The organism is Pseudomonas cuatrocienegasensis, from assembly GCF_900110925.1.
Lineage (GTDB): Bacteria > Pseudomonadota > Gammaproteobacteria > Pseudomonadales > Pseudomonadaceae > Aquipseudomonas > Aquipseudomonas cuatrocienegasensis.
Window position 1 is genome coordinate 289,130 of sequence record NZ_FOFP01000002.1, and the last position, 12,851, is coordinate 301,980.

Consider the following 12,851-nt stretch of genomic DNA (forward strand, 5'->3'; position numbering starts at 1 on the left):
TCGCTTGTGGCCCCGAGGTGGCGGATTCTTGGTTGGTGCGCACGGCGCACCCTACGGTGTGCGGCGTGAGATGCGTCCAGTAGGGTGCGCCGCGCGCACCGGCATCGGTCTCGGATCATTGACCCGCGCGCTCGGTGCCACGCCCACTCCCCTGCTAACGCGCTTCGATCCACCCCCGCTGCCGCCACTCGGGCAACCACGCCAAGGTGTCCTGGGTGGTCGCATCGCCGGGGCGGTATTCGGCGCTTAGCCAACCCTGGTAACCGCTGCTGCGCAGGGCGGCGATGGCGGTGGCGAAGTCCAGCTTGCCACTGCCCGGCATGCCCCGGCCTGGGCAATCGGCAAATTGCACATGACCAATACGCCCGGCCAGACGGGCGATCCCGGCCGGCAGATCAATACCTTGGCGCGCCATGTGATAAAGGTCGAACTGCGCCCGGCAGTTCGGGTGATCGACCGCATCGAGCAAGGCGGCCAGGTCATCCGGCGTGTTGATCAAAAAGCCCGGCATATACAACGGATTGATCGCCTCCACCAGCACCCCGATACCCAGCACGGCAAACGCTTCGGCGGCGCGGCGCAGATTGGCGGTCAAGGTCGCCAGCGCCTGGGCCCGCTCGACGCCCTCAGCCAGGCGCCCCGGCAATACGTTGACGGCAAGCGGGCGCACCATCGCGGCATAGCTCAGGGCCTGCTCCAGCGCTTTATCGAATGCTGCCTGGCGCGCGGGCACGGCGGCCAGACCAGGGCCGCCATCGGTCAGGTCCGCCGCCGGCAGATTGATCAGCACCAGCGGCAAGCCGGCGGCGTCCAGCGCCTCCTTGAGTACGATGGCCGGTACCTCGTAGGGAAACTGGATTTCCACCCCGGCAAAGCCGGCGGCACAGGCGGCCTGCACGCGCTCGCGCAGTGGTCGTTCGACAAACAGCATGGACAGGTTGGCGGCAATCTTCATGGTTGCTCCTCACGCAGCATTTCAATCAGGGTGGCAGGGTCACGGCCCAGGTTGCCCTGGCTGCCGTGCAGGCGCAGCAGTTGCGCAGCCAGGCCGCTCATCGGCGTGGCGCTGCCTTGTTCATGGGACAATTTCACCGCCGTATCGAGGTCTTTGAGCAGCGTGCGCACATGCCATTTGATCGGCTCGAAGGTGCTCTCGGCCATCTGCGGCGCGAGGATCTGCAGCGGTTTGGAATCGGCAAAGCCACCGGCCAGCGCCGGCGCGATCAGCCGCGCATCGACTCCTGCGCGTTCTGCCAGGGCCACCACCTCAGCAATCACCAGGGCGTTGCAGGCGACGATCATCTGGTTACACACCTTGGTAACCTGGCCGGCACCCACCTCGCCCATGCGCGTCAGGCGCTGGCCCAGGTGCGCGAGAATCGGCCGCACCTGCTCGACATCCGCCTCGCGGCCACCGGCCATAATCGCCAACGTGCCCGCCTCGGCGCCCGGCGTGCCGCCCGACACCGGCGCATCGACCCAGCGCATGCCCGTGCGCGCCAGCAGCTCGGCGGCCATGCTGCGGGTGGCGGCTGGGTCAAGACTGGAGAAATCCACCAACACCTGCCCCGGCAGCGCCCCCTCGACAATGCCGCCGGCGCCAAACACCACTTCACGCACTGCCGCGGTATCGGCCAGGCACAGCATTACCACCTGAGCCTGGACACAGAGTTCGGCAGGGCTCTGGACACGCTCGGCGCCGAGGGCCTGCAGCGGCTGGCATTTGTCCGGGTTGCGGTTCCACACCGTCAGCGGGTAACCGGCAGCGATCAGCCGGCGGCTCATGGGCAAGCCCATCAGGCCGATCCCGGCAAAGGCAAGGCGAGGCATCGAGGCAGACATCAGGCAACTCCCGATCAAGGGGTAAAAATAGGCAGGGCATGTAGGCGCGAAGGGGGCGCCCAGCCTTTATTCGCGATTGTGTCGTGAATATCGCGAATAAATTCGCTCCTACAGAGTTCTCAACAGTTAACTCATGCAAGCTGAGAAATACCGGTCAATGTTACGCAGAAAGCTGCACAGCGCCGAGCGCGTCACTATACTGCGCCCCGCTTTCCCCGCTATTGAACCGGAGAACCCACCATGTCCCGTCCTACCCTGGCGCTTGCCGCCGGTTTTGCCCTGTCCCTGTGCGCTGTATTTGCCCAGGCCGCCGACGTACTGCGCGTGTCCGCCATCCCGGACGAAGCGCCCACCGAACTGCTGCGTAAATTCAAGCCCCTGGGCGAGTACCTGGAACAGCAAACCGGCATGCAGGTCGAGTTCATCCCGGTGGCCGACTACGCTGCGGTAGTCGAATCCCTCGCCTCGGACCGCCTGGACATGGCCTGGCTAGGCGGCTTCACCTTCGTCCAGACCCGCCTGAAAACCGGCAACGCCGTACCCCTGGTACAACGCGCCGAGGACGAAAAGTTCACCAGCAAGTTCATCAGCGCCGACCCGGCGGTCAAATCCGTGCAGGACCTCAAGGGCAAGACCTTCGCCTTCGGCTCGGTGTCGTCCACCTCGGGCAGCCTGATGCCGCGCTACTTCATGATCCAGGACGGCATCCAGCCGGACACCTTCTTCAGCCGCATTGCCTTCTCCGGCGCCCATGACGCCACCGTGGCCTGGGTCCAGGCCGGCAAGGCCGATGGCGGCGTGCTCAACGCCAGTGTGTGGGACAAGCTGGTCGCGGCCGGCAAGGTCGACACCGACAAGGTCAAGGTGATCGCCACCACCCCGCCCTACTACGACTACAACTGGACCGTGCGCGGCAACCTCGACCCGGCCCTGCAAGCCAAGATCAAGGCCGCGTTCCTCGCCCTCGACCCGGCTAACCCGGAGCACAAGGCGATCCTCGACCTGCAAGCGGCCAGCCGTTTCATCGAGACCAAGCCGGAAAACTACGCCGGTATCGAGGAAGCAGCCCGCGCGGCCGGCCTACTGAAGTGAGCCTGCGCCTGGCTGGCGTGGGCCTGACCCACGCCAACGGGCAGGTGGCACTCAGCGAGATCGACCTGCAGGTGGCGCGCGGCGAACGCGTCGCCATCATCGGGCCGTCTGGCGCCGGCAAGACCAGCCTGCTGCGCCTGCTCGCCACCAGCCTGCAGCCCACCGGCGGCAGCGTGCAACTGCTCGATTGCCAGCCCTGGCAGTTGGGCAATCGCGCCCGCCAGACCCTGCGTGCGCGCATCGGCTTGATCCACCAGGCGCCGCCGCTGCCCGCGCGGCAACGGGTGGTCACGGCGGTATTGGCCGGTCGCCTGGGCCAGTGGTCGTGGCCCAAGGGCCTGCTCAATCTGCTTTACCCCCTGGACATCGACGGCGCCCGCGCCGCCCTGCAGCGTCTGGACCTGGGTGAGAAATGCTTCGAGCGTTGTGATCAGCTCTCCGGCGGCCAACTGCAGCGCGTCGGCATCGCTCGCGTGCTGTATCAAGCACCCGAGCTGATGCTCGCCGACGAGCCGGTGTCGGCCATGGACCCGGTGCTCGCCGCGCACACCCTCAAGGTGCTTAACGACGACGCCCAGCAGCGCGGCGCGACCCTGCTCGCCAGCCTGCATGCGGTCGACCTGGCCCTGGCGCACTTCCCGCGGATTATCGGCGTGCGCGAGGGCCGCGTGGTCTTCGACCTGCCGCGCGAGGCGGTCGAGCCGGCAGCCCTGGAGGCGCTGTACGCCAACGAGCAGTTGCAGCCCAGCCACAGCGAAGCGCCGACCACCGGCAGCGTGCAGATCCCACGATGCTGACCCACCTGCAGCGCGACCCGGCCACCCTGCCGCGCCTGCTGCTCACCGCGCTGGTGCTGCTGGTGCTGTGGCCCGGTATCCAGATCAGCGAGCTGAACCTGGGCGTACTGCTGCAAGCCGACAACGCCGCCAATATGGGGCGTTTTCTTGCTGACTTCTGGCCCCTGGCCCATAGCGCTGAGTTTCTCCAGCTACTCGGCCGCGCCACCCTGGAAACCCTGGCCATCGCTACCGCCGGCATGGCCCTGGCGCTGCTGCTCGCCGTGCCCGCCTCACTACTGGCCAGCCGCGCGCTGTCGCTCAGCGCCGCGCATCGCCAGGGCAACCCCAGCGCCTGGTCCAAGGCCTTGCGCTGGCCGGCACGCGGGCTGCTGATCGTGCTGCGCAGCGTGCCGGAAATCGTCTGGGCGCTGCTGTTCGTACGCGCCGTCGGCCTTGGCCCCACGGCCGGCGTGCTGGCCATCGCCATCACCTACAGCGGCATGCTCGGCAAGGTCTATGCCGAGATTTACGAATCGGTCGACCCACGCCCGGCCCGCGCCCTGCTGATCGCCGGCAGCCCGCGCCTGGCCGCGTTCGCTTACGGCGTGCTGCCCAATGCCGCGGCCGAGATGCTGTCCTACAGCGTCTACCGCTGGGAGTGCGCCATCCGCGCCTCGGTGATCATGGGCTTCGTCGGCGCCGGCGGCTTGGGCCAGCAGATTGATCTGTCGATGCGCATGTTTGCCGGTGGCGAAGTGGCGAGCATGCTGCTGACGTTCTTGCTCTTGGTACTGCTGGCCGACCAGCTCAGCCGCGTACTGCGCGAGCGTCTGCTATGAACCGCACGCTCAATTTGCTGTTGGTGCTGGCCCTGCTCGGTGCGGTGGTGCTCTCGTTTGTCTATCTCGGCATCGACCTCACACGCCTGGTCAGCGGCGACAGCCTGAGCCAGATGGGCCGCTATGCCGGCAACTTCCTCAACCCGGACTTCTCCGCCGCGCACCTGCAGGCGATAGGTAAAGGTGCCCTGGAAACCCTGGCCATGTCAGCCATGGGCACCCTCCTGGCCGCCCTGCTCGGCTTGCTCCTGGCCCTGCCCGCCGCCGGCCGCTGTGGCTGGTTTGCGCTGCAGGGCGCACGCCTGCTGCTCAACGCCCTGCGCGCCATCCCCGAACTGGTCTGGGCCGCGCTGGTGGTCCTGGCCGCCGGCCTCGGCCCCAACGCCGGCACCCTGGCCCTGGCCCTGCACACCAGCGGCGTGCTCGGCCGGCTATTCGCCGAAGCCCTGGAAAACATCCCACGCGAACCCGCCGACGCCATCCGCCTCAGCGGCGGCGGCCGTCTCGCCGCGTTCTGCTACGGCACCCTGCCCGGCGTCTGGCCACAACTGATGGCCTATTCGCTGTACCGCTGGGAAAACAACATCCGCATGGCCAGCGTGCTCGGCTTCGTCGGCGCCGGCGGGCTGGGGCAAATGCTCTATGTATCGCTCAGCCTGTTTCAGGAAGCCCAGGCGGCCACGGTGATCCTGGCGATGCTGGTACTGGTATTGGCCGTGGATGCTCTGAGCGGCTGGGCGCGACAGCGTTGGGTCAATGCGGGGTAGGTGCCCCAGCTCTGAATAGGCACTTTCCGTATGCCGCACCCATGTAGCGTGAGCAGGCGCGTAGAAGGCACCGGCCTTTATCCGCGATTTGTGCGGCAAATTTCGCGAATAAATTCGCTCCTACAGCCCGTAGCCTGGGTCGAGCGAAGCGACACCCGGGGACCGTTATCAGCCCGAATAACCACCAACCCAATGGTGGATGAAAAAGCGCCATCCACCCTACTGACTGCATTGTGCTAAAGCCCTCTAGGTCGGCGCCCTACTTTAGTGCGTAACTTAAGCACTCGCCCGTTCTTGGACCAGCACCCAGGGCGCTACCACTACGGCCCATAGCGAAGGCTGGCGCTCCGCCAGGTCTGCTGCGGTGGCATCGTCCAGCTTGCCGAGCACGCCGGCTTGCAGCCAGCGCTGGACCTGCGCCTGGTCGTTTTCGGCCAGGCCCGCGGCCATGGCGACAAGGTCTTGGGCGCCCTCGACCCACAGCACTGCGCCGCGAGCAAAGAAGGGTTGTAGCTCCTGCCAGGTAATTGAGGCGGTTTCGCCAAGCAGCTTGGCATAGAGGGTGCTAAGTTGTTCGCTCATGGTGTGCCCTGCATGAATGCGCGTTTTTTTGCGGCCGCCATGATAGCGTCACGTTGCGTTCAGGCAAGGCTGCCTGACGCTGCCGGGACCCCGCAAGACACGCCGTTTTTCTATACGTTCCTTGCAGTTAAGCGACACCTACCCGTTTTGCCCCCTGCCGCCGGCTTTCCAAGACGCAAATCCGCGCTCTACACTGTACCGGTACAGTTGCCGGGGGTATGACCGGGGGAATTGACCCCGTTCTGCTGCTTCAAGGCCGCAAGAACTACAACAACTCAAACATAAGAGTGGAGCACTATGAACAAGGCTACTAAGCAGATTTCCAAACTGTTTGCCGCCATGGCCATGGCCGGCGTTGCCAGCTACTCGGTAGCGGCTGACACCATCAAGATCGGCCTGGCGGGCCCGGTTACCGGCGCTGTTGCGCAATACGGGGAGATGCAGTTCATCGGCGCCAAGATGGCGATCGAGCAGATCAACAAGGCCGGCGGCGTCAACGGTTCCCAGCTCGAAGGCGTGGTGTACGACGATGCCTGCGACCCGAAACAAGCCGTGGCCGTGGCCAACAAGATCGTCAACGACGAAGTCAAATTCGTGGTTGGCCACCTGTGCTCCAGCTCCACTCAGCCAGCATCCGACATTTACGAAGACGAAGGCATCCTGATGATTACCGCGGCGTCGACCAGCCCGGAAATCACCGCCCGTGGCTATGAGCTGGTGTTCCGCACCATCGGCCTCGACAGCCTGCAAGGCCCGACCGCTGGCAACTTCATTGCCGACATGGTCAAGCCCAAAGCTGTTGCCGTGCTCCACGACAAGCAGCAGTACGGCGAAGGTATCGCCACTGCGGTCAAGCAGACCCTGGAAAGCAAAGGCACCAAGGTCGTCCTGTTCGAAGGCATCAACGCCGGCGACAAGGACTTCTCCGCGATGATCGCCAAGCTCAAGCAAGCCGGTGTGGACTTCGTCTACTACGGCGGCTACCACCCGGAGCTGGGCCTGCTGCTGCGTCAATCGAAAGAGAAAGGCCTGGACGTCAAGTTCATGGGCCCGGAAGGCGTGGGTAACAAGGAAATCTCGGCCATCGCAGGCCCAGCTTCCGAAGGCCTGTTGGTAACCCTGCCGCGCTCCTTCGACCAGGACCCGAAAAACCAGGCGCTGGTTGAGGCCTTCAAAGCCAAGAACGAAGACCCGAGCGGTCCGTTCGTATTCCCGGCTTACGCTGCCGTGCAAGTGATTGCCGAAGGCATCGAGAAAGCTGGCGATACCGACACCGCCAAAGTGGCCGCTGCTCTGCGCGCCAACACCTTCGACACCCCGACCGGCGCCCTGGCGTTCGACGAAAAGGGTGACCTGAAGGACTTCAGCTTCGTGGTTTACGAGTGGCACGAAGACGGCACCAAGTCCGAAGCCAAGTAACTCCCGCCTGAACCCAAAGCCCACGGTTTGCACCGTGGGCTTTGTTTATTAGAAGAACCCCGGTCTTACGCTGCGCCACGAGCGCTGTCGTGCGTGCGGACCCAGGAGTTAGGCAATGCCTGATCTTTATCACTACCTGCAACAGCTGGTTAACGGGCTGACCGTTGGCAGCACTTATGCCCTGATCGCCATTGGCTACACCATGGTCTACGGCATCATTGGCATGATCAATTTCGCCCACGGCGAGGTTTACATGATTGGCTCGTATGTGGCCTTCATCGTAATCGCCGGGCTGACCCTGATGGGCCTCGACAGCCTGCCCATCGTGATGATCGCCGCGTTCGCCGGCAGCATCATCATCGCCAGCGCTTACGGTTACAGCATCGAACGGGTGGCTTATCGTCCCCTGCGCGGTGGCAACCGTCTGATCCCGCTGATCTCGGCCATCGGCATGTCGATCTTCCTGCAGAACGAGATCCTGTTGTCCCAGGACTCCAAGGACAAGGCCATCCCCAACCTGCTGCCGGGCAACTTTGTGATTGGTGAAAGCGCCATGAACGGGGTGGTGATTTCCTATATGCAGGTGCTGATCTTCATCGTCACCTTCGTGGTGATGCTCGCGCTGACCTACTTCATCTCGCGTTCGCGCCTGGGCCGCGCCTGCCGCGCCTGCGCCGAAGACTTGAAGATGGCCAACCTGCTGGGCATCAACACCAACAACATCATCGCCCTGACGTTCGTCATCGGTGCCGCCCTGGCCGGTGTCGCGGCCGTGCTGCTGGGCCTGCAATATGGCGTGATCAACCCGCACCTGGGCTTCCTCGCCGGCATCAAGGCCTTCACCGCGGCTGTGCTCGGCGGTATCGGCAGCATCCCGGGCGCCGTGCTCGGCGGCCTGCTGCTCGGTCTGGCTGAAGCCTTCGGCGCTGACATTTTTGGCGATCAGTACAAGGATGTGGTGGCGTTCAGCCTGCTGATCCTGGTGCTGTTGTTCCGTCCGACCGGCATCCTCGGCCGTCCGGAGGTTGAAAAAGTATGATGACCAAGAACCTCAAAACCGCATTTTTCAGCGCCCTGCTGGTGATCGCCGTGGCCTATCCGGTGATCGGCCTGAAGCTGACCACCGTGGGCATCGGCCTGGAAGTCCATGGCGCCAGCCCGGCTGTGCTCTGGACCATCGCTGGCGCTGCCATCGTGATGTTCTTCTGGCAACTGTTTCGTGATCGCCTCGGCGCCGCCATGGCCAGTGCCCCACGCCTGCCCAAAGTGCCTGCCAGCGCGAGCAACTTCCTCACCCTGCCCTCGACCCAGCGCTGGATCATCCTCGGCCTGGTGCTGGTGGCCCTGGCCTGGCCGTTCTTCGGCAGCCGCGGTGCGGTGGACATCGCCACCCTGATCCTGATCTACGTGATGCTGGGCCTGGGCCTGAACATCGTCGTCGGTCTAGCGGGCCTGCTCGACCTGGGCTACGTCGGTTTCTATGCCGTCGGCGCTTACAGCTACGCCCTGCTCTCACACTACTACGGCCTGAGCTTCTGGATGTGCCTGCCGATTGCCGGCATGATCGCCGCGCTCTTCGGTTACCTGCTGGGCTTCCCGGTATTGCGCCTGCGCGGTGACTACCTGGCCATCGTGACCCTGGGCTTCGGTGAGATCATCCGTATCCTGCTGCGCAACATGACCGACATCACCGGCGGCCCCAACGGCATCAGCATCGCCAACGAGTACAAGCCGACCCTGTTCGGCCTGTCCTTCGAGCGCCGCGTGCCTGAGCACGTGCAGACCTTCCACGAGTACTTCGGCTTCGCCTACAACTCGCAGTACAAGGTGATCTTCCTCTACCTGCTGGCCCTGACCCTGGTGCTGCTGACCCTGTTCCTGGTCAACCGCCTGCTGCGCATGCCCATCGGCCGCGCCTGGGAAGCCTTGCGTGAGGACGAAACCGCCTGCCGCGCCCTGGGCTTGAACCCCACCGCGATCAAGCTCTCGGCCTTCACCATCGGCGCCAGCCTGGCCGGTTTCGCCGGCAGCTTCTTCGCCGCGCGCCAGGGCCTGGTCACGCCGGAATCGTTCACCTTCATCGAGTCGGCGATCATCCTCGCCATCGTCGTGCTGGGTGGGATGGGCTCGCAACTGGGGATCATCCTCGCCGCTATCGTGATGATCCTGCTGCCTGAGCTGATGCGCGAGTTCAGCGAGTACCGCATGCTGATGTTCGGCGCCTTGATGGTGCTGATGATGATCTGGCGTCCGCAGGGCCTGCTGCCCATGCAGCGCCCGCACCTGGAGCTGAAACCATGAGCCGCGCCATTCTTGAAGTAAGCGGCCTGTCCATGCGTTTCGGCGGCCTGCTGGCCGTCAACGGGGTCGCGCTGAGCGTGAAGGAAAAACAGGTGGTGTCGATGATCGGCCCGAACGGCGCCGGCAAGACCACCGTGTTCAACTGTCTGACCGGCTTCTACCAGCCCACCAGCGGCAGCATTCGCCTAAACGGTGAAGCGATCGAAGGCCTGCCCGGGCACAAGATCGCCCGCAAGGGGGTGGTACGTACATTCCAAAACGTGCGTCTGTTCAAGGACATGACTGCGGTGGAAAACCTGCTGGTGGCCCAGCACCGTCACCTCAATACCAGCTACCTGGCGGGCCTGTTCAAGACCCCGGCCTTCCGCAAGAGCGAGCGCGAAGCCATGGAGTTCGCCGCGCACTGGCTGGAGCAGGTCAACCTCACCGAGTTCGCCAACCGCCCGGCCGGCACCCTGGCCTACGGTCAGCAGCGCCGCCTGGAAATCGCCCGCTGCATGATGACCCGGCCGAGCATCCTGATGCTCGACGAGCCAGCTGCTGGCCTCAACCCGCGCGAAACCGAAGACCTCAAGGCGCTGATCGGCGTGCTGCGTGACCAGCACAATGTCACCGTGCTGCTGATCGAGCACGACATGAAGCTGGTGATGAGCATTTCCGACTACATCTATGTGATCAACCAGGGCACGCCCCTGGCAGACGGCACACCGGAGCAGATCCGCGAAAACCCGGATGTGATCAAAGCCTACCTGGGAGAAGCGTGATGCTGTATTTCGACAATGTCTGCACCTTCTACGGCAAGATCCAGGCGCTGCACAACGTCAGCGTCGAGGTTCGCCAGGGCGAGATCGTCACCCTGATCGGTGCCAACGGCGCCGGTAAATCGACCCTGCTGATGACGCTCTGCGGCACGCCCCAGGCCACCAGTGGCAGCATCCGCTACCAGGGTGAAGAGCTGGTCGGTCAGGAAACCCCGGCGATCATGCGCAAGAGCATTGCGGTGGTGCCCGAGGGTCGCCGCGTGTTCGCCCGCCTGACCGTGGAAGAGAACCTGGCCATGGGCGGGTTCTTTACCGACAAGGCCGATTTCCAGGAGCAACTGGACAAGGTGCTGCACCTGTTCCCGCGGCTCAAGGAGCGTTTCGACCAGCGTGCCGGCACCATGTCCGGCGGTGAACAGCAGATGCTCGCCATCGGCCGTGCGCTGATGAGCAAGCCCAAGCTGTTGCTGCTCGACGAACCCTCCCTGGGCCTGGCGCCGATCATCATCCAGCAGATCTTCGACATCATCGAACAGCTGCGCAAGGACGGTGTGACGGTGTTTCTGGTCGAGCAGAACGCCAACCAGGCGCTCAAGCTGGCTGACCGTGGCTACGTGCTGGAGAACGGCCGGATCGTCATGCAGGGCAGCGGCCAGGAGCTGCTCAACGACCCCAAGGTCCGCGACGCCTACCTCGGCGGATGAGACCCGCAATACCAAGAGCCGCCCAACCGGGCGGCTTTTTTATTCATGTGGGCTCAGGTCAGTAGCCTGGGTTGAGCACCGCGATACCCGGGAATTGATGTCCCGGGTGTCGCTTCGCTCGACCCAGGCTACGCGCTGCTACATCATCGCGAATAAATTCGCTCCTACAATGGCCGTAGCGTGCGCCGCGCGCACCAGGCATCCACCATCCCATACGGCCTTACCCGCCCGCCCCCACAATATTGACCTGAACAAAAGCGCGCGCAGCTCAGTCGGACATAAGGAACCCCTTAACCAGAGGCCTTCCTCATGTTGAAATTTCTTGGCAGCACCATCGGCATCATCTTTCTGATCGGCCTGCTGGTCGTGATCGGCTTGTTCAGTCTGATTTTCTGACACAGGCACTGATACGCCTTTGCTTCCCAAGACCTGGCCGCTCATTCGAGCGGCTTTTTCATGGCCATTGCCGCAAAGCGAGCACGCCCGAGCGCCATGGCGGTTACAATGGCGCCACTTTTTTCTGCCGATGACCTGCCATGACCGAACCCGTCCGCCTGTCCAAACGCCTGATCGAACTGGTGGGCTGCTCGCGCCGCGAAGCCGAACTCTATATCGAAGGCGGCTGGGTGCTGGTCGATGGCGAAGTGGTCGATGCGCCGCAGTTCAAGGTCAGCGAGCAACGCGTCGAACTGTTACCGGGTGCCCAGGCCACACCGCTAGAGCCCATCACCCTGCTGCTCAACGTGCCGACCGGGCATAACGTCGAGCGCACCGTCGAAGCCCTCGCCCTGCCCCAGCACTGGGCTGACGATAGCGCCGGCATTCGCCCACTGGCCAGCCATCTCAAGCGCCTCGTGCCCTGCCTGCCGTTGCAAGCCGGCGCCGACGGCTTGCATGTACTGACCCAGGACTGGCGCATTGAGCGCAAGCTCAAGGATGACCAGGCCAAGCTGGAGCAGGAGTATGTGGTCGAGGTCAGTGGCAGCCTTACCCCAGCCCAGTTGAAGCGCCTCAACCATGGCCTGGTGTTCAATGGCAGCGCCCTGGCGCCGTGCAAAGTCAGTTGGCAAAACGAAACCCGCCTGCGCTTCGCCTTGAAGAACCCCCTCCCCGGCCAGTTGGTGTTTATGTGCAACAGCGTCGACCTCACCGTGCTCAGCCTCAAGCGCATCCGCATCGGCGGCGTGCCCATGGGCAAGGTGCCGGGCGGCGAATGGCGCTACCTGGCCAGCCGCGAACGCTTCTAATCTTTTTACTGGCGCCTGCCTGCAGCAGCCCAACCTCACCCAGGAAACCCTTACATGCTCACTAACGACGTGCTGCGCAGCCTGCGCTACCTGCTCGACATCAGCGATGCCGAGCTGGCCGAACTGATCACCCTCGGCGGCCATCCTACTGGCGCCGACGACCTCACCGACCTGCTGAAAAAAGAGGACGAAGAAGGCTTCGTCGCCTGCCCGGACGAAGTGCTGGCCCATGCGCTCGATGGCCTGGTCTACCAGCGCCGCGGCAAGGATGACAGCCGCGCACCGCAACCGCTGGAGCTGCCGATCAGCAATAACCAGGTACTGAAAAAGCTGCGCGTGGCCTTCGAGCTCAAGGAAGACGACATGCACGCGATCATGAACAGCGTTGACTGCCCGGTTTCCAAGCCGGAAATGAGCGCGCTGTTTCGCAAGGTCGGCCACAGCAACTACCGCCCCTGCGGCGACCAGTTCCTGCGCAACTTCCTCAAGGGCCTGACCCTGCGCGAGCGCGGCTGACA

15 protein-coding genes are annotated in these 12,851 nt (G+C 64.0%); 12 read left to right on the forward strand and 3 right to left on the reverse strand.

Annotated elements, in window-relative coordinates; all coding sequences use genetic code 11:
* Positions 1-154: 154 nt before the first annotated feature.
* Both BMW49_RS04190 and BMW49_RS04195 read right to left on the reverse strand, forming a co-directional pair.
* On the reverse strand, positions 155-955 hold the full coding sequence (locus BMW49_RS04190; protein ID WP_069516036.1) for a hydroxypyruvate isomerase family protein: 801 nt from the start codon (positions 953-955) through the stop codon (positions 155-157).
* The gene (locus tag BMW49_RS04195) at positions 952-1,842 is read right to left on the reverse strand and encodes an NAD(P)-dependent oxidoreductase (RefSeq protein ID WP_069516037.1); all 891 of its coding nucleotides are present in this window, start codon (positions 1,840-1,842) and stop codon (positions 952-954) included. Before BMW49_RS04195 ends, BMW49_RS04190 begins: the two co-directional genes overlap by 4 nt.
* A gap of 240 nt (positions 1,843-2,082) precedes the next feature.
* Here BMW49_RS04195 and BMW49_RS04200 point away from each other — a divergent pair, with 240 nt between their 5' ends.
* Genes BMW49_RS04200 through phnE form a run of 4 tightly spaced genes read left to right on the forward strand, consistent with a single transcriptional unit; the run spans position 2,083 to position 5,319 of the window.
* Positions 2,083-2,934, forward strand: a complete 852-nt coding sequence (locus tag BMW49_RS04200; protein ID WP_069516038.1) for a putative selenate ABC transporter substrate-binding protein — start codon at positions 2,083-2,085, stop codon at positions 2,932-2,934.
* The gene (locus BMW49_RS04205; RefSeq protein WP_069516039.1) at positions 2,931-3,731 is read left to right on the forward strand and encodes a phosphonate ABC transporter ATP-binding protein; all 801 of its coding nucleotides are present in this window, start codon (positions 2,931-2,933) and stop codon (positions 3,729-3,731) included. Before BMW49_RS04200 ends, BMW49_RS04205 begins: the two co-directional genes overlap by 4 nt.
* On the forward strand, positions 3,725-4,552 hold the full coding sequence (locus tag BMW49_RS04210; protein WP_069516040.1) for a PhnE/PtxC family ABC transporter permease: 828 nt from the start codon (positions 3,725-3,727) through the stop codon (positions 4,550-4,552). Before BMW49_RS04205 ends, BMW49_RS04210 begins: the two co-directional genes overlap by 7 nt.
* On the forward strand, positions 4,549-5,319 hold the full coding sequence (gene phnE, locus BMW49_RS04215) for a phosphonate ABC transporter, permease protein PhnE (protein WP_069516041.1): 771 nt from the start codon (positions 4,549-4,551) through the stop codon (positions 5,317-5,319). Before BMW49_RS04210 ends, phnE begins: the two co-directional genes overlap by 4 nt.
* 276 nt (positions 5,320-5,595) lie before the next feature.
* Here the strand turns inward: phnE and BMW49_RS04220 are convergent, their stop codons facing one another.
* Positions 5,596-5,901, reverse strand: a complete 306-nt coding sequence (locus BMW49_RS04220) for a DUF2288 domain-containing protein (protein WP_069516042.1) — start codon at positions 5,899-5,901, stop codon at positions 5,596-5,598.
* Positions 5,902-6,198: 297 nt separating this feature from the next.
* Between BMW49_RS04220 and BMW49_RS04225 the strand changes: the two genes are divergently transcribed.
* From BMW49_RS04225 to BMW49_RS04255, 8 genes are all read left to right on the forward strand, one after another.
* Positions 6,199-7,320: a branched-chain amino acid ABC transporter substrate-binding protein gene (locus BMW49_RS04225; RefSeq protein ID WP_069516043.1), complete on the forward strand. Its 1,122-nt coding sequence runs from the start codon at positions 6,199-6,201 to the stop codon at positions 7,318-7,320.
* A gap of 115 nt (positions 7,321-7,435) precedes the next feature.
* A complete protein-coding gene (gene livH / locus BMW49_RS04230; RefSeq protein ID WP_069516044.1) occupies positions 7,436-8,359 on the forward strand; it encodes a high-affinity branched-chain amino acid ABC transporter permease LivH in 924 nt (307 codons plus the stop codon).
* The gene (locus BMW49_RS04235; RefSeq protein ID WP_069516228.1) at positions 8,359-9,621 is read left to right on the forward strand and encodes a high-affinity branched-chain amino acid ABC transporter permease LivM; all 1,263 of its coding nucleotides are present in this window, start codon (positions 8,359-8,361) and stop codon (positions 9,619-9,621) included. Before livH ends, BMW49_RS04235 begins: the two co-directional genes overlap by 1 nt.
* The gene (gene livG / locus BMW49_RS04240; RefSeq protein ID WP_069516045.1) at positions 9,618-10,385 is read left to right on the forward strand and encodes a high-affinity branched-chain amino acid ABC transporter ATP-binding protein LivG; all 768 of its coding nucleotides are present in this window, start codon (positions 9,618-9,620) and stop codon (positions 10,383-10,385) included. Before BMW49_RS04235 ends, livG begins: the two co-directional genes overlap by 4 nt.
* Entirely contained in the window at positions 10,385-11,086 is a 702-nt protein-coding gene (locus tag BMW49_RS04245) for an ABC transporter ATP-binding protein (RefSeq protein ID WP_069516046.1), read from the forward strand. Before livG ends, BMW49_RS04245 begins: the two co-directional genes overlap by 1 nt.
* Positions 11,087-11,395: 309 nt before the next feature.
* Complete coding sequence (locus tag BMW49_RS25770) at positions 11,396-11,482, forward strand: small membrane protein YohP (protein ID WP_482822333.1); 87 nt, start codon at positions 11,396-11,398, stop codon at positions 11,480-11,482.
* A gap of 140 nt (positions 11,483-11,622) precedes the next feature.
* Positions 11,623-12,333: an rRNA pseudouridine synthase gene (locus BMW49_RS04250; protein ID WP_069516047.1), complete on the forward strand. Its 711-nt coding sequence runs from the start codon at positions 11,623-11,625 to the stop codon at positions 12,331-12,333.
* Between the two features lie 54 nt (positions 12,334-12,387).
* Positions 12,388-12,849: a YehS family protein gene (locus BMW49_RS04255; RefSeq protein WP_069516048.1), complete on the forward strand. Its 462-nt coding sequence runs from the start codon at positions 12,388-12,390 to the stop codon at positions 12,847-12,849.
* Positions 12,850-12,851 lie beyond the last annotated feature (2 nt).

What these genes read in the sequence shown, in the direction of transcription:
- BMW49_RS04190 (WP_069516036.1), bottom strand. Translation starts at nt 955, where the DNA reads ATGAAGATTGCCGCCAACCTGTCCATGCTGTTTGTCGAACGACCACTG.
- BMW49_RS04195 (WP_069516037.1), bottom strand. Translation starts at nt 1,842, where the DNA reads ATGTCTGCCTCGATGCCTCGCCTTGCCTTTGCCGGGATCGGCCTGATG.
- BMW49_RS04200 (WP_069516038.1), top strand. Translation starts at nt 2,083, where the DNA reads ATGTCCCGTCCTACCCTGGCGCTTGCCGCCGGTTTTGCCCTGTCCCTG.
- BMW49_RS04210 (WP_069516040.1), top strand. Translation starts at nt 3,725, where the DNA reads ATGCTGACCCACCTGCAGCGCGACCCGGCCACCCTGCCGCGCCTGCTG.
- phnE (WP_069516041.1), top strand. Translation starts at nt 4,549, where the DNA reads ATGAACCGCACGCTCAATTTGCTGTTGGTGCTGGCCCTGCTCGGTGCG.
- BMW49_RS04220 (WP_069516042.1), bottom strand. Translation starts at nt 5,901, where the DNA reads ATGAGCGAACAACTTAGCACCCTCTATGCCAAGCTGCTTGGCGAAACC.
- BMW49_RS04225 (WP_069516043.1), top strand. Translation starts at nt 6,199, where the DNA reads ATGAACAAGGCTACTAAGCAGATTTCCAAACTGTTTGCCGCCATGGCC.
- livH (WP_069516044.1), top strand. Translation starts at nt 7,436, where the DNA reads ATGCCTGATCTTTATCACTACCTGCAACAGCTGGTTAACGGGCTGACC.
- BMW49_RS04235 (WP_069516228.1), top strand. Translation starts at nt 8,359, where the DNA reads ATGACCAAGAACCTCAAAACCGCATTTTTCAGCGCCCTGCTGGTGATC.
- livG (WP_069516045.1), top strand. Translation starts at nt 9,618, where the DNA reads ATGAGCCGCGCCATTCTTGAAGTAAGCGGCCTGTCCATGCGTTTCGGC.
- BMW49_RS04245 (WP_069516046.1), top strand. Translation starts at nt 10,385, where the DNA reads ATGCTGTATTTCGACAATGTCTGCACCTTCTACGGCAAGATCCAGGCG.
- BMW49_RS25770 (WP_482822333.1), top strand. Translation starts at nt 11,396, where the DNA reads ATGTTGAAATTTCTTGGCAGCACCATCGGCATCATCTTTCTGATCGGC.
- BMW49_RS04250 (WP_069516047.1), top strand. Translation starts at nt 11,623, where the DNA reads ATGACCGAACCCGTCCGCCTGTCCAAACGCCTGATCGAACTGGTGGGC.
- BMW49_RS04255 (WP_069516048.1), top strand. Translation starts at nt 12,388, where the DNA reads ATGCTCACTAACGACGTGCTGCGCAGCCTGCGCTACCTGCTCGACATC.